This is a genomic window from Streptomyces mutomycini (assembly GCF_001700505.1).
Taxonomy (GTDB): domain Bacteria; phylum Actinomycetota; class Actinomycetes; order Streptomycetales; family Streptomycetaceae; genus Streptomyces; species Streptomyces mutomycini.
This window is the reverse complement of record NZ_MAPV01000042.1, coordinates 30,198-50,032: the sequence shown is the minus strand read 5'-3', so window position 1 is coordinate 50,032 and position 19,835 is coordinate 30,198. Positions and strand designations below refer to the sequence as shown.

Annotated in this window: 20 protein-coding genes; 5 read left to right on the top strand and 15 right to left on the bottom strand. The window is 71.2% G+C overall.

Annotated features, from left to right (window positions below; genetic code table 11):
• The coding region (locus BFF76_RS06825) for a bifunctional nitrate reductase/sulfite reductase flavoprotein subunit alpha (protein ID WP_065847618.1) at positions 1–2,868 on the bottom strand (2,868 nt) is incomplete at its 3' end.
• Between the two features lie 220 nt (positions 2,869–3,088).
• Between BFF76_RS06825 and BFF76_RS06820 the strand changes: the two genes are divergently transcribed.
• From BFF76_RS06820 to lnt, 3 genes are all read left to right on the top strand, one after another.
• The gene (locus BFF76_RS06820) at positions 3,089–3,967 is read left to right on the top strand and encodes a universal stress protein (RefSeq protein ID WP_031094192.1); all 879 of its coding nucleotides are present in this window, start codon (positions 3,089–3,091) and stop codon (positions 3,965–3,967) included.
• Positions 3,968–4,055: 88 nt separating this feature from the next.
• Positions 4,056–4,526 carry a nuclear transport factor 2 family protein gene (locus tag BFF76_RS06815; RefSeq protein ID WP_031094195.1) on the top strand — a complete coding sequence of 157 codons (471 nt, stop codon included), beginning with the start codon at positions 4,056–4,058 and terminating at the stop codon, positions 4,524–4,526.
• A 114-nt stretch (positions 4,527–4,640) separates the two neighbouring features.
• On the top strand, positions 4,641–6,272 hold the full coding sequence (gene lnt, locus BFF76_RS06810; RefSeq protein ID WP_053931207.1) for an apolipoprotein N-acyltransferase: 1,632 nt from the start codon (positions 4,641–4,643) through the stop codon (positions 6,270–6,272).
• Here the strand turns inward: lnt and BFF76_RS06805 are convergent.
• Both BFF76_RS06805 and BFF76_RS06800 read right to left on the bottom strand, forming a co-directional pair.
• The gene (locus tag BFF76_RS06805; protein ID WP_031094201.1) at positions 6,196–7,101 is read right to left on the bottom strand and encodes a Gfo/Idh/MocA family protein; all 906 of its coding nucleotides are present in this window, start codon (positions 7,099–7,101) and stop codon (positions 6,196–6,198) included. The two genes, lnt and BFF76_RS06805, sit on opposite strands and share 77 nt — an antisense overlap.
• 33 nt (positions 7,102–7,134) lie before the next feature.
• The gene (locus tag BFF76_RS06800; protein ID WP_053931206.1) at positions 7,135–8,346 is read right to left on the bottom strand and encodes an FAD-dependent monooxygenase; all 1,212 of its coding nucleotides are present in this window, start codon (positions 8,344–8,346) and stop codon (positions 7,135–7,137) included.
• An 80-nt stretch (positions 8,347–8,426) separates the two neighbouring features.
• On the opposite strand from BFF76_RS06800, the gene BFF76_RS06795 reads away from it, so the two are divergent.
• Complete coding sequence (locus tag BFF76_RS06795; RefSeq protein ID WP_053931205.1) at positions 8,427–9,086, top strand: TetR/AcrR family transcriptional regulator; 660 nt, start codon at positions 8,427–8,429, stop codon at positions 9,084–9,086.
• Between the two features lie 46 nt (positions 9,087–9,132).
• Here BFF76_RS06795 and BFF76_RS06790 read toward each other — a convergent pair whose 3' ends face one another.
• The 11 genes from BFF76_RS06790 to BFF76_RS06740 all read right to left on the bottom strand — a co-directional run bounded on the left by BFF76_RS06790 (position 9,133) and on the right by BFF76_RS06740 (position 18,746).
• Positions 9,133–9,627: a tetratricopeptide repeat protein gene (locus BFF76_RS06790; RefSeq protein ID WP_031094207.1), complete on the bottom strand. Its 495-nt coding sequence runs from the start codon at positions 9,625–9,627 to the stop codon at positions 9,133–9,135.
• 75 nt (positions 9,628–9,702) lie between these two features.
• Positions 9,703–10,422, bottom strand: coding sequence for a uracil-DNA glycosylase (gene ung / locus BFF76_RS06785; protein ID WP_031094209.1), 720 nt, complete (start codon positions 10,420–10,422; stop codon positions 9,703–9,705).
• 89 nt (positions 10,423–10,511) lie between these two features.
• Entirely contained in the window at positions 10,512–12,092 is a 1,581-nt protein-coding gene (locus BFF76_RS06780; protein ID WP_031094211.1) for an ABC transporter substrate-binding protein, read from the bottom strand.
• Positions 12,093–12,210: 118 nt separating this feature from the next.
• Positions 12,211–12,966, bottom strand: a complete 756-nt coding sequence (locus BFF76_RS06775; RefSeq protein WP_031094213.1) for an SDR family oxidoreductase — start codon at positions 12,964–12,966, stop codon at positions 12,211–12,213.
• 22 nt (positions 12,967–12,988) lie between these two features.
• Complete coding sequence (fabG, locus tag BFF76_RS06770) at positions 12,989–13,750, bottom strand: 3-oxoacyl-ACP reductase FabG (RefSeq protein WP_031094216.1); 762 nt, start codon at positions 13,748–13,750, stop codon at positions 12,989–12,991.
• 201 nt (positions 13,751–13,951) lie between these two features.
• A complete protein-coding gene (locus BFF76_RS06765) occupies positions 13,952–14,335 on the bottom strand; it encodes a DUF3037 domain-containing protein (protein WP_053931204.1) in 384 nt (127 codons plus the stop codon).
• Complete coding sequence (locus tag BFF76_RS06760) at positions 14,332–15,216, bottom strand: HipA family kinase (RefSeq protein ID WP_065847616.1); 885 nt, start codon at positions 15,214–15,216, stop codon at positions 14,332–14,334. The genes BFF76_RS06765 and BFF76_RS06760 overlap by 4 nt, the downstream gene beginning before the upstream one ends.
• Before the next feature lie 338 nt (positions 15,217–15,554).
• The gene (locus BFF76_RS06755; RefSeq protein WP_065847623.1) at positions 15,555–16,067 is read right to left on the bottom strand and encodes a DUF4396 domain-containing protein; all 513 of its coding nucleotides are present in this window, start codon (positions 16,065–16,067) and stop codon (positions 15,555–15,557) included.
• A 158-nt stretch (positions 16,068–16,225) separates the two neighbouring features.
• Entirely contained in the window at positions 16,226–16,849 is a 624-nt protein-coding gene (locus tag BFF76_RS06750; protein WP_031094225.1) for a DUF305 domain-containing protein, read from the bottom strand.
• Positions 16,850–16,970: 121 nt separating this feature from the next.
• Positions 16,971–17,375, bottom strand: a complete 405-nt coding sequence (locus tag BFF76_RS06745) for a DUF6153 family protein (protein ID WP_031094227.1) — start codon at positions 17,373–17,375, stop codon at positions 16,971–16,973.
• 105 nt (positions 17,376–17,480) lie between these two features.
• Complete coding sequence (locus tag BFF76_RS06740; RefSeq protein ID WP_065847613.1) at positions 17,481–18,746, bottom strand: APC family permease; 1,266 nt, start codon at positions 18,744–18,746, stop codon at positions 17,481–17,483.
• A gap of 186 nt (positions 18,747–18,932) precedes the next feature.
• Here BFF76_RS06740 and BFF76_RS06735 point away from each other — a divergent pair, with 186 nt between their 5' ends.
• Entirely contained in the window at positions 18,933–19,127 is a 195-nt protein-coding gene (locus tag BFF76_RS06735; protein WP_065847611.1) for a hypothetical protein, read from the top strand.
• A 53-nt stretch (positions 19,128–19,180) separates the two neighbouring features.
• Here BFF76_RS06735 and BFF76_RS06730 read toward each other — a convergent pair whose 3' ends face one another.
• Positions 19,181–19,795, bottom strand: coding sequence for a dihydrofolate reductase family protein (locus BFF76_RS06730; RefSeq protein WP_031094233.1), 615 nt, complete (start codon positions 19,793–19,795; stop codon positions 19,181–19,183).
• Positions 19,796–19,835 lie beyond the last annotated feature (40 nt).

Genomic DNA, 19,835 nt, shown 5'->3' with positions numbered 1-19,835 from the left:
CCGTACGGCGCCGAGTTCGCCGAAGCGTTCGTCCAGGCGCCTGCCGTGCCCGCAGAAGTCGTCGTACGAGGAGTCCCCGAGGGCGAGTACGGCATAGCGCACGCCGTCCAGCCGGGGCGTGTCGGGCTCGTTGAGCGACTGCCAGAATCCGGAACCGTTGTCCGGCGCGTCGCCGTCTCCGAACGTGCTGGTGACGACCAGGAGATCGGCTGTGCGCGGGAGGCTCGCCAGGGGCCGGTCATCCATCCCGAGGAGCGTCGCAGTCCGCCCCTCGGCGGCCAGCCGCCGGGCCGCCGCAGCGGCCACCTCCTCGGCGTTCCCGGTCTGAGACGCCCACAGCACGACGATCTGCCTGCCCGATACGGCGTCGGGTTCCCGCCGCGTCCCGGGTTCCGCGCCCCGGGCGGCAGCGCCGGGAGCGCGGGAGAACATGCCGGCCAGCACGCCGTTGACCCACAGGGCGTGGTCCGGATCGAACGGTGCGTGCACGGGCAGCACGGGGGTGCCGACGGGCTGCGTGCCGAGCCCCGCCAGGAAACCGGACAAGTAGCGCCGCTCGTGTGCGGCGAGTACGGGCGGGGCTGAGTCCGCGATCCCGAACACCCCGGCGAGGGCGGCGGCCGGGGCCGCGGCTCCGGCCTCCACGGGCACCGGGCCGGAGGGAGGCACGGGGGCGGCGACCTTCACCAGTGTCACGGCACAGACCTTGAACTCGGGCTGGAAGGACACCGGGTCGACGGCGTCGTTGGTGACCGCGTTGACGCTGAGGTACTCACCGAATAGGTCGTTCCAGTGGAACGGTGCGAAGCAGTCACCGGGCCGCACCCGGTCGGTCACGACGGCCGGCAGCACCGCCCTGCCGCGCCGTGAGGCGACCTCGACCGGGTCGCCCTCCGCGATCGAGAGGGCTGCCGCGTCCTGGGGGTTGATCTCCACGAAGGGGCCCGGGTTCAGTCTGCTGAGCTTGGTGACCTTGCCGGTCTTCGTCAGCGTGTGCCACTGGTGCTGCAGGCGGCCGGTGTTGAGCACGAAGGGGAAGTCGTCGTCGGGCATCTCGGCTGCGGGCATGTGCGGGCGGGCGAAGAACACCGCCCGGCCGCTCGCGGTGGGGAAGGCAAGCCGGGGCACGCTCCCGTCGGGGCGGACCGCCAGGGTCTGGCTGACGCCGTCGTTCAGGTAGCGGACCGGGTTGCGGTCGGGCCCGTCCGGGGCGGCGCTGGGCCACTGGACGGGGGTGCGGCGCAGCCGTTCATAGGTGACTCCGCGCAGGTCGTATCCGGTCTTCGGGTTGTGGGCCCGCTTGATCTCCTCGAAGACCTCCTCGGCGCTGCTGTAGCCGAAGGCCTCTTCGTAGCCCATCTCGCAGGCGATGCGCGCGATGATCCGCCAGTCCGGCCATGCCTCCCCCGGCGGGTCGGCCGCCTGTCCTGCGAGCGTGAGATTCCGTTCGGAGTTGATCATGACGCCCTCGGCTTCGCCCCACAGTGCGGCGGGCAGGGCTACATCGGCGTAGGCGTTGGTCTCGGTGTCGGCGAACACGTCCTGGGTGACGACGAACTCCGCCGCTTCGAGCCCCTCGATGACGGTCCGGCGGTTGGCCACGGACGCCACCGGGTTGGTGCAGATGATCCAGCACGCCTTGATCTCGCCGTCCGACATACGCCGGAACATGTCGACGGTGCCCGTACCCGCCGCGTCCGTGCGCAGCGTCCCCGGCTCGACGCCCCACAGTTCCTCGACGTGGGCCCGGTCGTCGTCCGACTGCAGTACGCGCTGGCCGGGCAGGCCGGGGCCCATGTAGCCCATCTCGCGGCCGCCCATGGCGTTGGGCTGGCCGGTCAGCGAGAAAGGGCCGCTGCCGGGTCGGCAGATGGCTCCGGTGGCCAGGTGCAGATTGATGAGGGCGTTGGTGTTCCAGGTGCCGTGGGTGCTCTGGTTGAGGCCCATGGTCCAGCAGCTCATCCACTCGCCCGCCTCGCCGATCCAGCGGGCGGCCAGGCGGATGTCGGCCTCCGGGATGCCGGTGATCTCCGCGACCCGGGCGGGCGGGTAGTCCTCGAGGAAGCCGGGCATCGCCTCCCAGCCCTCGGTGTGCTCGGCGATGAACTCCGGGTCTATGTGGCCGTTCTCCACGAGCAGGTGCATCAGGCCGTTGAGCAGAGCCAGGTCCGTGCCCGGGCGTATCTGCAGGAACAGGTCGGCCTTTTCGGCGGTGGCGTTGCGCCGGGGGTCGACCACGATGAGCTTCGCGCCGGTCTTCACCCGCTCCATGAGACGGAGGAAGAGCACGGGGTGGCAGTCCGCCATGTTCGAGCCGATGACGAAGAACGTGTCGGCGCGCCCGAAGTCCTCGTACGATCCGGGCGGGCCGTCGGCACCCAGCGAGAGCTTGTAGCCGCTGCCCGCACTGGCCATGCAGAGCCGGGAGTTGGACTCGATCCAGCTCGTGCGGACGAAGCCCTTGGCCAGCTTGTTGGCGAGGTACTGCGCCTCCAGCGTCATCTGCCCCGAGACATAGAGGGCGAGCGCGTCGGGCCCGTGCTCGTCGACGATCGCGCGCAGCCGCCGCGCGGTCTCCCCGACCGCCTCCTCCATGGGCAGCGGCGCGGGCTCCTCGCTGCGGTCCGCCCGCACCAGGGGCGCGGTCAGCCGGCCCGGGGCGGCCAGCATCTCGGCGCTCGTCGCCCCCTTGGTGCAGAGCCGGCCACCGTTCGCGGGGTGCGTCTTGTCGCCCGTGGCCTTCAGGACCGTACGCCGCCCGTCGGGACCCCTGCCGATGTCGAGGACCATCCCGCATCCGACACCGCAGTACGAGCAGACCGTCCGCACCTGGGCGGGAGTGTCCGGCTGCGGATTCGGCACGGTCATGGGCGGCCTTTCATGGGGAACGCTGATGTCGCGAGGGTACGAAACGCCCGTTTCCCGGGTGTCACGCGGGCCGATCAAGCGTGGTTACGTCCCCTGCACAGTCACCGGCGGACGCCGGTGAGGGGCCCGCCGGGACTGCGGCACTCGGCCGGGCCATAATCACGGTTCCGGCTGCCTCGACCCCGGCCCGGTACCTCTCCGACCGCCCCTGGAGGCTTGCATGACCGCCGACGACCTTCCCGTGATCGCCGCCGTGGACGGTTCCGCGCACAGCTGGGAGGCGCTCGACTGGGCCGCCCACGAGGCGGTGCGCAGCAGTCTGCCACTGCTGATCGTGCATGTCCGGCCGCCTGCCCGGCGTACGGAGGAGGAGAAGGCTCTGCAGCAGGCCGAGGAGCTGCTCGCGCAGGCCGTGCTGCGGGTCGCCCGGCTCACCCCCGGACTGTCGACCTCGACCCTTTCCCCGCTGGACTTTCCGTCGGCGGCGCTGACCTCGCTCAGCCGTGACGCCTCGATGGTGGTCGTCGGATCCCGCGGTCTCGGCGGATTCCGCTCGCTGGCGATGGGGTCCGACAGTCTGGCCACCGCGTCGATGGCACAGTGTCCGGTCGTCGTCGTCCACACCGGCCGGACGGACGGGAGCGAGGCCGGTCCTGCGGAGGAGGCCGGGCGGGCGGCTCTCCTGGACGTCGTCGCGGGGATCGCCGCCGACGAGAGCAGCGGCGCCGTCCTCGACTTCGCCTTCGAAGCCGCCGCCTCCCGGCCGGGCGCACGGCTGAGGCTCGTACACGGGTGGACGATGTTCTCGTCGATGCTGTCGGGCGGTCCCGTGTTCGACAGCGAGGCTGCGGCGGACTCGGCGGAGCGGTCCCTCGCCGAGCTCACCGCCGGCCGGGAGGAGAAGTATCCGCAGGTGGTCGTCGTGCGCGAACCTGTCCGTGGCTCGGCGGCGCGCATGCTGGTGACGGCATCGGCCACCGCCGCGCTGACCGTGGTCGGGCGGCGCCGGGGCGGCGAGTCCCTGGGGCTCGGTCTGTCCCCCGTCGCGCAGACGACGGTGACGCACGCTCTCGGTCCGGTGGCCGTCGTCCCCGCCTGACGCCGGGCCGTGGTCTCCCCGTCTGACACGGGGTCATGAGCTGTGCGCGACCCTAGGCGTGCCGCTCCCGACGGGCGAGACTTGGGCGATGACACAGCGCGTGGCTCTGGCGACGGTGATGGACCGGCTCTCCATCGATGCGGTGATCACCGACTACGCAATGGCGGTGGGCGACGGCGCCTGGGAGGACTACGGCGCTCTGTTCACGCCGGACGGACGTGCCGACTACCGCGGTGCGGGCGGGTCCGAGGGGCCGGCCGCCGAGGCCGGAGGGTGGCTCGCGGAGGGCCTGCGGCGCTTCCCGGCCCGCCAGCATCTGATCGTCAACCGGCGTCTGGACCTGGAGGATCTGGGTGGCTATCCGGGCGACCGGGCGCGGCTGCGGGCCGACTACCTCAGTCCCGCGGGCCCGGAAGCCTGGGACGGGGAGTCGGCTCCGGCCCTGGTCACCGGCGGCCGGTACGTCTTCGAACTGCGGCGTACCGAGGAGGGCTGGCGGATCCGGACCGCCACGGCGCACCGGAAATGGCGGTACGCGCCCGGGGCGGACGCCGGCTGATCCGCTGCCGGTGGCGGCCGCCGCACGCCCTGCCGGCCCCGGCACGTCCCCTGGGCGCCGCTGACCTTCTGCACCACACTGGGGGCAAGCGCAGGACGGGCGAGGAGGAGACGCATGCCGATGCGGGGCGAGCGGCCTCCGGCCGGGCGGCCGGGCGAGAGCGGCGCACGGACGTACGGGCGGCAGCTGCTGCGGTCCCGTACCGGGCGGGGTGCGGCGGCTCTGTGCGCGGGAGCTCTGCCCGCACTCGCGTTTCCGGCACCCTCGCTCTGGTGGCTCGCCCATGTCGCCCTGGTGCCCTGGCTGCTGCTGATCCGGTCGGCGGGAACGGGGCGCCGCGCGGCGGCCGACGGCTGGCTCGGCGGTGTGGGCTTCGTGCTCGCCGTGCACCACTGGCTGATGCCGAGCCTTCATGTGTTCATCGTGGTGCTCGCCGCCCTGCTCGGTCTGCTGTGGGCCCCCTGGGGCCTGCTCGTGGCCCGGCTGCTCGGGGGCTCGCCGTCCGTCCGCCGCTCGGTGGCCGCTGTGGCCGTGGTGCCCTCCGGCTGGCTGATGATCGAACTGGTCCGCTCCTGGGAGGGGCTCGGCGGACCGTGGGGGCTGCTCGGTGCCAGCCAGTGGGACGTACCACCGGCGCTGCGCGTCGCCTCGGTCGGCGGCGTGTGGCTGGTCGGTCTGGGCGTGGTGGCCGCGAACACGGCGCTCGCGCTGCTGATCGCCGTGCCGGCGGCCCGCACGGCCGCGGCCGCGTGTCTGCTGGCGGGGGCGGTCGCCGTCGGCGCGACAGCGGTCTGGGCGCCGCAGCCCCACGATTCCGGTACGGCCCGGATCGCGGTCGTACAGCCGGGTGTCGTCGAGGGCCCGGGCAGCGTCGAACGCCGTTTCACGCGCGGCGAGGAGCTGACCCGCGGCCTGGCGGGCCGTGACGTGGACCTCGTGGTGTGGGGCGAGAGCAGTGTGGGCGTCGATCTGTCCCGGAGCCGGGCAACGGCGGACCGTGTCGCGGCCCTGTCGCGTCTGGTCGGCGCCGAGGTGCTGGTCAACATGGACGCACGTCGCACGGACGGCCCCGACCGCACCGGAATCTTCAAATCCGCGGTGCTCGTGGGCCCGGAGGGCCCGACCGGGGACCGGTACGACAAGATGCGCCTGGTCCCGTTCGGTGAGTACGTCCCGGCCCGCGCGGTGCTCGGGTGGGCCACCTCCGTGGGCAAGGCGGCGGGCGAGGACCGGCTGCGCGGCAGCGGCCCCGTGGTGATGGACCTGCCGGACGGGCTGCGGGTGGGCCCTCTGGTGTGCTTCGAGTCGGCGTTCCCCGACATGAGCCGGCAGCTGGCGAAGGACGGGGCCCAGCTGCTGGTCGCCCAGTCGTCCACCTCGACGTTCCAGCACAGCTGGGCCCCCGCGCAGCACGCCTCGCTCGGGGCTCTGCGGGCGGCCGAGACGGGCCGCCCGATGGTGCACGCGACGCTCACGGGCGTGAGCGCGGTGTACGGCCCGCGGGGTGAACGGGTGGGAGGACAGCTCGGTACGGACGCGAGCGGGGCCGCCGTGTACGACGTACCGCTCGCCGGGGGCACCACCCTCTACGTCCGGCTGGGCGCCTGGCCCGTGTACGGCGCGCTCGCGGTCCTGGCCGTCTTCCTCGGCGCGGCGGGGCTGAGGTCTTTCAGGACGCCTGCTCCACCGCGTCCAGGACGACCCGCTCGCACAGCCGGTGGGTCTCCAGAGCGTCCTGGGCACTGAGCACCCGCCCGGCCCGGACGGCGTCGAGGAAGGACAGCACGCTCTGCTCGATGCCACGCTGGCGGGCGACCGGCACCCAGTCGCCGCGTCTGCGCAGGGTCGGCTGCCCCTTGTGGTCGACGACGTCCGCGAGGTTGAGGACCTGCCGCTTGGCGTCCTGCCCCGAGACCTCGAGGATCTCCTCCGTCGATCCGTTGAGCCGGTTCATCATGCCGATGGCGGTGAATCCGTCGCCGGACAGCTGGAGCACCACATGGTGCATCAGCCCGTCGGCGACCCGTGCCCGCACGACGACGCTCGACACGGGGCCGGGAACCAGGAAGCGCAAGGTGTCGACGACGTGGATGAAGTCGTCGAGCACCATGGTGCGCGGGTCCTCGGGCAGCCCCACCCGGTTCTTCTGCATGAGGATCAGTTCGCGCGGGTGCTCGGCACACTGCGCGTACGACGGGGCGAGCCTGCGGTTGAACCCGACCGCGAGCGAGACGCCGCGCTCCTCGGCGAGGGCCACCAGACGCTCGGACTCGGCGAGTTCGTACGAGAGGGGCTTGTCGACGTACGTGGGGACGCCCGCTTCGAGCAGCCGGCCGACGATCTCCGCATGAGCGGCGGTCGGGGCGTGCACGAAGGCGGCGTCCAGCCCCTGGGCCAGGAGCGGGCCGAGGTCCTCGTGACACCGCGCCGGGGGAATCCGGTGTGCCCCGGCCACGGCTGCCAGCGTGGCCGGGGTACGGGTCTGCAGATGCAGTTCGACGCCGGGCAGGGTCGTCAGTACCGGCAGATACGCCTTCTGCGCGATGTCGCCGAGCCCGATGCAGCCGACCTTCACGAGGTTCTCCCTGTCGCCTTGACCAGGGCGTTGTCACGGTCGCGTGCTCTGTCCTTCCCTGGTTCCGGCAGCATACGTGCGCTGCGGCGGCTGCCAGTCGCAGATGCCGTCGAACGTCCGCAGGACGAGCCCCGGGCCGAGCCGGGAGACCGCGGACATCAGCCCGTTCCGGACGGCGACGGCCGGCGCCCCGGACAGCCTCGTCATCCGGGAGACCTGCGCCGACTTGCGGACCACGGCGGTCGTACGGGGCACCCTGGCCGCGCTGTAGGCGGCGAGGCCCGCGCCCAGGTCCCCGTCCGGCGTCACGTGGTGGGCGAGCACGACGGCGTCCTCGATGGCCTGGTTGCCGCCCTGGCCGAGGAACGGCACCATGGCGTGCGCGGAGTCACCGACGAGCGCGGTGCGGCCGCGGTGGTACGAGGGCAGCGGGTCGTCCAGGTGGTACACGTCGTGGCGCAGCACCTGGTCCGGCCCGACCGAGGCGATGATCCCGGGGACCGGATCGTGCCAGGCGCCGTACCTGCGCAGCAGCTCCGCCTTCTCGTCGTCTGCCGCCCGGGCTCCCGCAGGGACGGCCGCCGCCGCGTAGGCGTAGATCCCGCCGTCCTTCAGGGGGTGGCTGCCCCACAGCGCGCCGCGGCCCCAGGTCTCGTGGGAGCTGAAGGTGCGGCCGAGTCCCGGGGAGATGACGCGCCAGGTGGTGAAGCCGCTGTACGAGGGTCCGGGATGGCGCGGGAAGAGCGTGGTGCGTACCGCCGAGCCGATGCCGTCGGCGCCGATGACCAGGTCGGCCCCGATGTCTCCGGAGGGTGTCCTGACCACGGCCCGGCGCCCGTCCGCGCGGCCGGGCGCGACGAGCTGTGCCGGTGTGCCGGTGTGGACTGCGGTCTCGGGGAGCAGGGCGCGGAGCAGGCCGATGAGTGCGGACCGGCGCAGCAGCACGAGCGGCCCGCCGAACCGTTCGGCCGCGGCGGCACTGTCCGTTCGGGCGAGCCAGCGCCCGGACGGCGTACGCATGCCCCCGTCGCCCTGCCAGGCGGCCAGGGCCCTTACCTCGTCGCCGAGCCCGATGACGTCGAGGGCGCGCTGTGAGTTGGGGGCGAGGCTGATGCCCGCTCCGACGGGCTCCAGCGAGGCGGCGCGCTCCAGCACGGTGACCTGCCAGCCGCTCCGGGACAATGCCGCGGCGGCGGCGAGTCCGCCGATGCCACCGCCTATGACCACCGCTCGGGATGTCGCCATGACTGAACCCCCTTCGCACTACATCTGTAGTAACCACCTCACCGTACTACAGGTGTAGTGGCGACGGTAGATTGGGCTCCATGTCCACACGTTCGACACTCCCAGACAGCGCTCCGCGGGCCGGCAGCCTCCGCGCCGCCCTGATCGCCGACGCCGCGCTCGGCCTCCTGGCGGAACGCGGAATGCGGGGTCTGACGCACCGGGCGGTGGACGAGCGGGCCGGCCTCCCCCAGGGTTCGACGTCGAACCACGCCCGCACGAGGGAGGCGCTGCTGGAGGCCGCGGTACGCCGGCTCGCCGAGCTCGAGGGGCAGGTGCTCGCACCCGGGGAACTGGCGGCGAGCGGCGGTCCGGAAGAGATGGCCGCAGGGCTCGCACACGCGCTGCACCGCTATCTGACCGGCAGCGCCGAGCTCCTGGTGTGCCGCTACGAGCTGGCCCTGGAGGCCACGAGGCGCCCCGCGCTCAGGACGTTCTACGACGAGGCGGGCAGACGGTTCCGCGAACCGCTGGTCGCCCTGATGGCCGCGGCGGGGTCCGCGGAACCGGAACGCCATGCGCTGTCGGTCGTGGCATGGGCCGAAGGGATGATGTTCGCGTGTGCCGTGGGGTCCTACCACCGGGCCGTGCCGACGGAGGCCCAACTGGCCACAGGATGCGCCGAGTTGCTACGGGGCATGCTCGGTCCCGGCGCAACGGCCGCGCCGGCCTCGTCCGGTGACGCCGCGACCGGCGGGTGACGGGAACACCGGTGCCGCGCGGGCGGCGGGCCATCGCTTCCCGGTCTCACTCCCCCGCCGCGCTCCCCCGCATGCGCCGTTCCATGCGTCCGATGGCGGCGCGGACGCCTCCACCGTATCCGTCGTCCTCCAGCACCTCGACGGCGTCCCAGGCCCTGTCCAGGTGGACCCGGGCCGCCTCGAAGCGCTGCAGTTTCACGTAGTCCGCCGCCAGATTGAGGTGCAGCGACGGAACGAGGGCCCGCACCGCGGTCGCGTCCCGGCACGCCGCGTCCGGCTCCGTGACCACCGCCCCGGCGAGGCCCTCCGCGGCCGTCAGTGCCCGGAGGTCCCAGGCCAGCTCGTCCCCGGGATCGTCCTGGGTGTCGGCCATGTAGTGGGCGAGGGTGCAGCGGTGCAGAGCTTCGCCGCTCTCACCGATCTCCGACCAGAGGGTCCCGAACCGGTTCCGGGCCTCTTCTCTGTCCCCCGCGTGGAGCAGCATGACCGCCTGGCCGATCCTGGTCATGACGGCGTCGCCCGGCACTTCCCGCTGATCCACTACAGAGGTCTCCCTGATCACCGCCCGGCCTGTTCCGGTCACTCAGACGCTAGTCGCAGGCATCGGCGATCCCGCTCAGGCGCGGGCCCCCGCGGTCGGCCGGGTCGGCTGTAGGCCCAGGTCCGGGATCCGCCAGTCGATGGGCTCGTGTCCCTGTGCGGCGACGGCCTCGTCGATCTGGGTGAAGGGGCGGGAGCCGAACCACTTCTTGGCGGAGAGCGGCGAGGGGTGCGCGCCCTTGACCACCACATGGCGGTCCTGGTCGATGAGCGGGATCTTCTTCTGGGCGTAGTTGCCCCAGAGGACGAAGACGGCCGGGTCGGGGCGCTCGGCCACCGCACGGATCACCGCGTCGGTGAACTTCTCCCAGCCCTTGGCCTTGTGCGAATTCGCCTCGCCGCCCCGGACCGTCAGCACCGCGTTGAGCAGCAGCACGCCCTGCTCGGCCCACGGCATCAGATATCCGTTGTCCGGGACCGGCAGGCCGAGCTCGTCGTTCATCTCCTTGTAGATGTTGCGCAGCGAGGGCGGCGTCCTGACGCCGGGCCGGACAGAGAAGCACAGTCCGTGGCCCTGGCCCTCACCGTGGTAGGGGTCCTGCCCGAGGACGAGCACCTTCACCCGGTCGTACGGCGTGGCCTCCAGCGCGGCGAAGACCTGTTCCCTCGGCGGATACACCGGCCCCCGGGCCCGTTCCTCCTCGACGAAGGCCGCGAGCTCCTCGAAGTAGGGCTTCCGCAGCTCTTCGCCGAGGACGCCGCGCCAGGACTCGGGCAGCAGGTCGATGTCGGTCACGTCCACAACCTCCGGTAAACAATCGGTTCTTGACCATGAACCTACCGGGGGCCACTGACAACGGGCCCGGCCGAGCCGCCGCAGCCCCTCTACCAGCTCGTCTTGCGGTACAGCTCCCACATCTGCATGACCGTCTGCGGGTCGAGCGCGCGCTCGCCGCCCCCGATGTCCTCGCCCGCCGCCACGTAGAGCTTGCCCTGCCACAGGGGCAGCAGGCGCACGTCCTTCACGAGGATCTCCTGGGCCCGCTTGAACTGGTCGGAGACCGCACCGCGGTCGCTCTCCTTGCGGGAGGTCGGCAGCAGCTCCTGGGTGATCTCGTTGGTCACGTACGGGGTGCCGGTGACACTGTCCTGGCCCACGAAGGGGGCGATGAAGTTGTCCGGGTCCGGGAAGTCGGGGAACCAGCCACGCCCGAAGACCGGGTAGTCGCCCTTGGTGAACCCTTCCTGGAAGGTCTTCCACGGTGCGCTCTTGAGCGTGATCCGGAAGAGTCCGGACGCCTCGAGCTGGCGCTTCAGCTCGGCGAACTCGGGAGCGGTGGAGGAACCGTAGCGGTCGGTGGTGTACCAGAAGGTCATCTTGACCGGCTCGGTGATGCCCGCCTCCGTGAGCAGCGCCCTGGCCTCGGCCACGTCCGGGTCGCCGAAGGAGTCGAAGAAGCTGGTGGCGTGTCCGGCAATGCCCTTGGGAACCATGGAGTAGAGCGGTTCGGCGGTGCCGCGGTAGACCTTGGCGACCAGGGCGTCGCGGTCCACCACCTGGGCGATGGCCTTCCGGACGGCGAGCTTGCCGGCGGCCGGGTCGTCCGGGTTGAAGACGAGGAAACGGATGTCGGCGCCGACCGACTCGACGATCTGCAGGCCGTCGTTGTCCTTCTTGTTGTCCTCGAGGCCGATGACCTCCTCGGCGGTCAGGCCGCGGTAGGTGGCGTCGATCTCCTTGTTCTTCAGCGCCTCCACCATGGGGGCGGAGTCCTCGAAGTACCGGATCGTGACCGCGTCGTTCTTCCGGTCCGCGAAACCCTTGTAACCGGGGTTCTTGGTCAGCTCGGCCTGCTTGCCCTGCTCGTACGAATCGAGGACGTACGGACCCGAACCGGTGACCTTGCCGTCGTCGCGAAGGCTGTCCGCCGGGTAGTCGCCGGGGGCGACGATCGACATCGCGGGAGTGGCAAGGATGAACGGGAAGGTCGCGTCCGCCTTGGCGAGGTGGAAGATGACCGTGTCATCACCCTTTGTCTCCACCCGGTCGAGGGATCCGAGGAGGCCGGCGGGACCGCCCTTGACCTTGATCTTCATGATCCGGTCGATGGAGTACTTCACGGCCTCGGCGTCGATCTTCTCCCCGTTGGAGAACTTCAGGCCGGAACGCAGGGTGCACCGGTAGGCCATGCTCGTGGCATCGGTGAACAGGCATTCCTCCGCCGCGTCGGGCTCGGGGCTGGTGCTGCCGGTCGGGAAGCTCACCAGGGTCTGGAAGACGTTCCTCATCAGCTCCCAGGAGCCGTCCCAAGCCGCCGCCGGGTCGAGGGTCGAGGGCGAGCTCGTCGTACCGACCGATATCTGCTGGTCCGTCTCCGAACTGCTGTCGGACAGCAGGCCGCAGCCGGCTAGCAGTGACAGGGATGCAAGGGCTGCAGCAGCCTGCAGACTGGCCCGGTAGAACACGTGCACGCTCCTCGATCGGCCTGGGGGTCGGCAGACCATACCGCAGCGCCCTGCCGGAACAATCCGATGGCCCGGCAGGGCACTTGATCCAATCAGGCCAAACCGGCGCAGGCCTCTCTCAGGCCACGCCGGCGTTCAGGAAAATACCGCCGTCGACCACGAGTGTCTGCCCCGTGACCCAGTCGGACTGCTCGGACGTGAGGAACGCCGCCGCACCGCCGATGTCCTGCGGGACACCGAGCCGGCCCAGCGGGTAGGCGGCCGCCGCCTCGGCCTCGCGGCCCTCGTACAGCGCCTCCGCGAACTTGGTCTTCACCACGGCCGGGGCGATCGCGTTGACCCGCACGACCGGAGCGAACTCGTGCGCCAGCTGGAGGGTCAGGTTGACCATGGCCGCCTTGCTCATGCCGTAGGCGCCGATGAAGGGGGACGCCGAGACGCCCGCGACGGAGGCGATGTTGACGATCGCCCCGCCGTTCTCCCTCTGCCATGCCTTCCAGGTCTGCTGGGCGAACCCGAGCGCCGAGATCACGTTGGTCTCGTAGACCTTGCGGGCGACGTTGAGATCGAGCTCGGCCATCGGCCCGAACACGGGGTTCGTGCCCGCGTTGTTGACCAGGTAGTCGACCCGGCCGAACGCCTCCATGGCACGCTCGACGGCTGCGGCCTGGTGCGCCTCGTCGTGCGCCTTGCCCGCGATGGCGACCGCCCGGTCGGCCCCGAGCTTCTCGACGGCCTCCTTCAGGGCGTCCTCACCGCGGCCCGTGATGACGACCCGGTCGCCGCGGGCGACGAGCGCCTCGGCGATGCCGTAGCCGATGCCCCGGCTCGCGCCCGTGATGAGCGCGACCTTGCCAGTGTCCTGCACAGTCATGTTGTCCTTTGCCCTTCCGGGGTCAGTTGAGCGGTCCGCCGGCGACGTACATGACCTGCCCGGACACGAAGCCCGCGTCCTCGCCCGTGAAGAAGGCGATGGCGTTGGCGATGTCCTCGGGACGCCCCACGCGCTGCACCGGGATCTGCGTGGCGGCGGCGGCCTGGAACTCCTCGAAGCCCATGCCGACGCGTTCCGCCGTCTGGGCGGTCATCTCGGTGACGATGAAGCCCGGGGCGACGGCGTTGGCGGTCACACCGAACTTGCCGAGCTCCTTGGCGAGCGTCTTGGTGAAGCCCTGGAGACCGGCCTTGACGGCGGAGTAGTTGGCCTGGCCCCGGTTGCCCAGCGCCGAGGAGGACGAGAGCGAGACGATGCGGCCGAACTTGGCCTCGACCATGTGCGCCTGGACGGCCTTCGCCATCAGGAACGCGCCCTTCAGGTGCACGTTCATCACGAGGTCCCAGTCGGACTCGCTCATCTTGAAGAGCAGGTTGTCGCGGAGCACACCAGCGTTGTTGACGAGGATCGTCGGGGCGCCGAGCTCGGCGGCCACACGCGCGACGGCGGCTTCCACCTGGGCGCTGTCCGACACATCGCAGCCGACGGCGAGGGCCCTGCCCCCGGCATCGGTGATCTTCTCGACCGTGTCCTTGCACGCCGCCTCGTCGAGGTCGAGTACGGCGACGGCGCGGCCCTCGGCCGCCAGGCGTACGGCGGTGGCGGCGCCGATGCCCCGTGCCGCTCCCGTCACGATGGCGACGCGCTGCTCGGTGGTGGACATGCTTGGTTCTCCTCGCCCTTGGATCGCGGCTCAGCGGACGTCAGGAAGTTCCCGATAACTGAGCAACCGCTTAGTACCTTCAGCAGACGAGACGCTAGAAGCCACGGCACCCGGTGTCAACGGCACACGGGGGCATGGGCGCATGTCACACCCGACGGCGCCGCCGCCCCACGCCCCCGGGTGGCGGCGACGGCCCTCAGGTCAGCGCACCAGCAGGTCGAGCAGGCGCTCGACCTCAGCGGCCGGATCCGCGGTCAGACCGCTGTGCACGGCACCGGGCTGGACGACCGTGGAGCGTGGCGCGATCAGCCAGCGGAAGCGCCGCCCCGCGTCGTCACCGGCCGCCTGGCCCGCCGCCTCACCGCCGCCGCAGAGGCCTTCGACCGCCCGCAGGGCGGCCCGCACACCGAGCACGTCGGCCTGCGGGTCCAGGGCCTCGAGCTTGCGCTCGTCCAGGTGTGTCCGCGCGGCGACGAAGGACTTGGCCCGGCAGTAGACCAGCACACCCGCGTTGAAGCACTCACCGCGCTCCACCCGGGGAACGACGCGCAGCACCGCGTACTCGAAGACATCGCGCTTGCTCATCGGCCGCCGCCCTTGCTGTCGTGTGCGGCGCCCGCCTGCACGTCGCGGTCCTTCTCGGTGGAATTCGGCCGTGGGCTCAGGCGTCCGGTGAGCCATCCGGGGGCCTGGGACGGCCGGGTCTTCGTGGGCGCTTCCAGGACGATGCGCTCGTGGATGCTGCCGGCGCGTGCCAGCAGGGGCTCCACATATGCGCGGCGCAGCTGATCCGCTGTCTCGAAGCCCGGTTCGCCTGCCAGCCACTCATCCGGCACCGCCGCCGTCACCTCGGTGAGCAGTTCCTCCGTGACGAGCGGCGCGAGCTCGGCAGCCGCGGTGGCGATGTCGGGCCCGAACGGCGCGAGGACGTGGTCGGAGGCGTTGTACGGCTTCGCCGCGGAGGCCTGCGCGCCGGGCCAGTTGTGGTGCCAGATCATGGTGGCCCCGTGGTCGATCAGCCACGGATCGCCGTGCCAGACAAGCATGTTGGGGTTCCGCCACGAACGGTCCACGTTGTTGATCAGCGCATCGAACCACACGACTCTTCCGGCCTCAGCGGCGCCGACCTCGTAGGCGAGCGGGTCGAATCCGAGCGAGCCCGGAAGGTAGTCCATCCCGAGGTTCAGTCCGGCGCTGGCCTTGAGGAGCTCCTGCACCTCCTGGTCCGGCTCGGCGAGACCGATGACGGGGTCGAGCTGGATGGTCACCAGCTCCGGCACCCGCAGCCCCAGCCTACGGCCGAGCTCCCCGCAGACGACCTCCGCGACCAGGGTCTTGCGGCCCTGCCCCGCTCCGGTGAACTTCATGACATACGTGCCCAGGTCGTCGGCCTCGACGATCCCGGGCAGCGATCCGCCCTCCCGCAGGGGCGTGACATAGCGGGTCGCGGTGACTTCTGTCAGCATTTCCCCAGGTTATACGGCCGGGCTCCCTGAAGATCCATGGACCGGGGCAGGGTCATGGAACCTGGGGAATCGCACCGATCAGCCCCTGGGGAGAATCCGGGGCGTGCTGACCGGCGGCACGCTCCGGGTACTGAGTCTTCTTGAGCCGCGTTTCACGGCGGTGGCGAGCCGGTCGAGGTTCGCGGCAGTGAGGATGCCGATCACCCTTTCACCAGCGACCGGATGCCCCTCCTGCGGATTGAGGCCGCGCAGGACGGACAGCGGAGGACGGTCAGCCGTGCGAACGCGCCCGGCCGCACCGTGAAGGGTGCGGCCGGGCGCGGCGCCGAGCCGACGGATCAGTGGTGGGCATGGACGACGGCGTGGCCCTTGCCCCGGCCGATCATCCACTTGTTGACCGGCGTCGTGATCACGAAAGCCACGGCGAAGCCGCCCAGCAGCGCCGTCCAGAACAGCGCGTCGGACAAGTGGGCGTCCATCGCCCCTGGCGTCAGGGCGATGATGCCGTTGTCGACGAGTTCCATGACCGCGATCGAGACGGTGTCCGCGGCCAGCGCGACTTTGACCGCGCTCTTCCAGTCCAGGCCGGCCCGCCGGACCGCGAAGAGGGTGAAGGAGTAGCCGAAGGTGAACGCCAGAACGATCGCCAGGATCATCGTTTGGATGTTGCCCCACATCAGGGCGGTGCCGATGACCATGCCGAGGACCTCGCCGATGAGACAACCGGCCAGGCAGTGCAGCGTCGCCTTCGCCGCTGTCCCCCAGGACGCGCCCCCTTGCCCGTGGCCGCCGTGCGCCCGGTGCGCGGCGTGGTCGTGAGCGATGCCGGTGTGGTGTGCGCTGTGGTCCATGACCGTCAACCCCAATCTCCCGTCCAGTGTGACCCGCTCCCCGCGGACCCACCGAATAACAACATACCCCCTGGGGGTATTCCCCGCAGTGAGCCCGGCAAGGCAAGGGGGGGTGTGCCGGGCCGTGTGGCCCGGCACACCCCCCCTTGTCGGGTGAGTCAGCTCTTGCGGAGCAAGCCGTTCATGGTGGCGATCTCGGCGGTCTGCGAGGTGATGATGGCATCCGCCATCGTCATGGCCTGCGGAAAGGCGCCGTCGGCCTTCTGCGTCTTGGCCATCGCCACGGCACCCTCATGGTGCTTGATCATCATCTCCATGAAGGCAGTGTCGAACGCCTCGCCGGACGCCTTCTTCAGACTGCCCATCTCCTCGGGCGTCATCATGCCGCCCGACCCGTGCATGGAGTGGTCCATGGCGCCCTCGGCGGGACCCTGCTCACCCCAGGATGTCAGCCAGCCCGACAGTGTCCTGATCTCCGGGTCCTGGGCCTTCCTGATCTCGTCGGCGAGCTTCTTGACCTCGGCGGACTCGGCCCGGCCGGTCGCGAGGCCGGCCATCTCCACGGCCTGACGGTGGTGAGGGATCATCCCCTTGGCGAACGCGACGTCGGCGGCGTTGTGCTGGCCCCGGGGGGCCGGAGCGGACGAGGAGGCCGAGGACGACGAGCCGTGACCGTCATGCGCGCCGGAGGTGCCGTCACCCGACCCGCACCCGGCGAGCACGAGGGAAGCGGCGCCTGCGGCGACGACGAGGGCGGTCCGGCGGATGAGGTTCTTCTTCATGGTGGTGCGACTCCTTGGTGCGCCGCCCTGATCAGGCAGGCGCGGATGCGGAACGAGGATGTGCCGAAGCGCGGCATCACCCGCCGGCCGAGCCGGGCGAGGAGGTGCCGTGCGGGCGGTCCTATATCCGCAGAAGTTGCAGCTCAGCGAGGTCGGGCGGCGCCCGGCCGCTCTCGGGGGTCCCCGCCGCACTGCCGGGCAGCGCCACGGGTACGGGCCCGGCGTCGAGTGCCGCGGCCGGGACGGGAGGCGCGTACGGAGCACCGGTGCCGGTCGCCGCGCAGGTGGCGTCCGCGTGATGATTCGCTCCGCCATCGCCGTGCGAGCAGTCTCCGACCACCTGGTGACCGGCCTCTTCGTGTGCCGGCATCATGGCGTGGCCGCCTGCGACCGCCGACGCCTTCGTGGGAGCGGACCCCGGTGCAAGGCCGTGCATCGCGAGCACACCGGCGAGCACCGCCAGGACGAGCAGCAGGAAGCCGCGCCCGGCAGGGCGACGACTCGACGGCTGCATCGTGCTGGTCATGCGGTCATCGTACGATCCGACCCGGCGCCCGCGCTCCCCCCGCCGCCGAAGATCCACCGACCGCGTGACAGGACTGCCGGTGATCTCGGGACGGCGCTGGAACGGTTACTGCGTAAGGCCGCGCCGGATGCCGTAGGCGACGGCACCGACAGCCAGCACCGCGCTCCCGGAGATCACCGAGGAGACGGGCAGGGCGAAAGCCAGAACCAGACAGCCGGCCAGCCCGAGGACCGGAACGAAACGCGGGGGGCGGCCTTCTTCCGGGGTCAGGGTCCAGGCAGAGGCGTTGGCGATGGCGTAGTACGCGAGCACCCCGAAGGACGAGAACCCGATCGCCCCGCGCACATCCGCCGTCGTGACGGCCACCGCCACCACGGCGCCGACAGCCAGCTCGGCCCGGTGCGGCACCTTGAACCGTGGATGAACGGCGGCCAGCGCGTGCGGCAGATGCCGGTCGCGGGCCATGGCCAGCGTGGTGCGGGAGACACCGAGGACCAGCGCGAGAAGTGAGCCGAGCGCCGCCACAGCCGCCCCGACACGTACCGCCGGTGTCATCCAGTCCACGCCCGCGGCCCGGACGGCGTCCGACAACGGCGCCGTGGCCTCCGCCAGTTGCTGCGGGCCGAGAACGCTCAGGACCGCGACAGCGACGACGGCGTAGACGACGAGGGTGATGCCCAGTGCGAGCGGAATGGCACGGGGAATGGTGCGCGCGGGGTCACGGACCTCCTCGCCCAGGGTCGCGATGCGCGCGTATCCGGCGAAGGCGAAGAAGAGCAGACCCGCCGCCTGGAGCACCCCGCCGGGCGTCGCGTCGGAGCCGGCATCCAGCCTGGCGGCATCCGCGTCGCCCGAGCTGAGAGCAGCGACCGCCACCGCGGCGAGCACCGCCAGGACCACTGCCACGATCGCGCGGGTCAGGAGTGCGGACTTCTGTACACCGGCGTAGTTCACCGCGGTCAGCGCCACCACCGCGGCCACCGCAACCGCGTGTGCCTGGCCCGGCCACACGTACCAGCCGACCGTCAGCGCCATGGCGGCACACGAGGCCGTCTTGCCGACCACGAAGCCCCAGCCTGCCAGGTAGCCCCAGAAGTCGCCGAGGCGCTCGCGCCCGTAGACGTAGGTCCCGCCGGACGCCGGGTACCGGGCGGCGAGCCGCGCGGAGGAGGAAGCGTTGCAGTAGGCAACCACGGCGGCCAGGGCCAGGCCGAGCAGCAGCCCGGACCCGGCGGCGTGCGCCGCCGGAGCGAGTGACGCGAAGATACCGGCGCCGATCATCGATCCCAGGCCGATCACCACGGCATCGGGCAGCCCGAGACGGCGTTGCAATTCGTCAGGCAGTTCGTCGGAGGTCGGTGGCTTGCCCATCAGGTCGCTCCTCGCGGCACAGCCGCATTCTGCTACGGCATCCGACATCGGCAGACGATATATGAGCCTGTGCATCCGGGCTGCCCCGGTCCACGCTTGCCGCCGACCCGGTCCGTACGGACGCAACGTGCCCAGCTGTCCACTGGATCACTGGCGTTGGCCGGGGTTGTCGTTGATGATGCCTGTATGACGCCCCGCATCAGCGCTCTGATCTCAGCCTTCGGCGTCCTTGCCGGCTTGATGCTGCTTGTTCTCGCCGTTCGCGAGTACGGCTCCGGGGCGTCGGCACTCTGGTTCGGGGCTGCATCTGTGATCTTTCTGAGCGCTTCGTACACGCTCGTGCGGGACGTACGGCGGCTCCGCACCGGGCCGGCCGACTGACGAGAAGCACCGTTCCAACCCGTGTCATGACCCGGCGCAGGCGCAGCCACGGCCTACTGCGTGTCGGCCCCGTAGGTCCCGAACTCCGGACGCCCCGCGGATTCGAAGATGTGCACCGACAGGCCGCCCGGTGTCGTCCGGTGGCTGACGAGCCGCAGACCGGCCGGTGCGCCGCCGTCCGGGAACAGGCGTCGGCCCTGGCCCACCACGACTGGGGCGATCACCAGCCGCAGCGTGTCGATCAGCCCGGCGGCCAGCAGGGACTGTGCCAGCCGGGCGCTGCCGTGGATCTGCAGTTCGCGGCCCGGTTGCCTCTTCAGGTCGGCGACCTGGGCGGGGATGTCGCCGGACAGGATCGTGGTCGGGTTCCACTCAGCCTTGGTCAGGCTGTGGGAGGCCACGTACTTCGGCAGGCCGTTCAGGACGGCGGCGAAGGGGTGGTCGGTCATGGTCGGCCAGTCCCGCGCGAAGTTCTGGTACGTACGGCGGCCGAACAGGAAGGCGTCCGCCTCGCCGAGCCAGGAGCCGGCGACCCGCTCGAACTCCTCGTCCAGGTACGGCACGAACCAGCCACCCCGTTCGAACCCGCCGCTGGTGTCCTCGTCCGGGGAACCGGGTCCCTGGGAGACACCGTCGAGCGTCAGGAACTCCTGCACAACCAGCTTCACGGTGCACCACTCCTCTTCGGCCTCGATGGCCGTTTCAGCT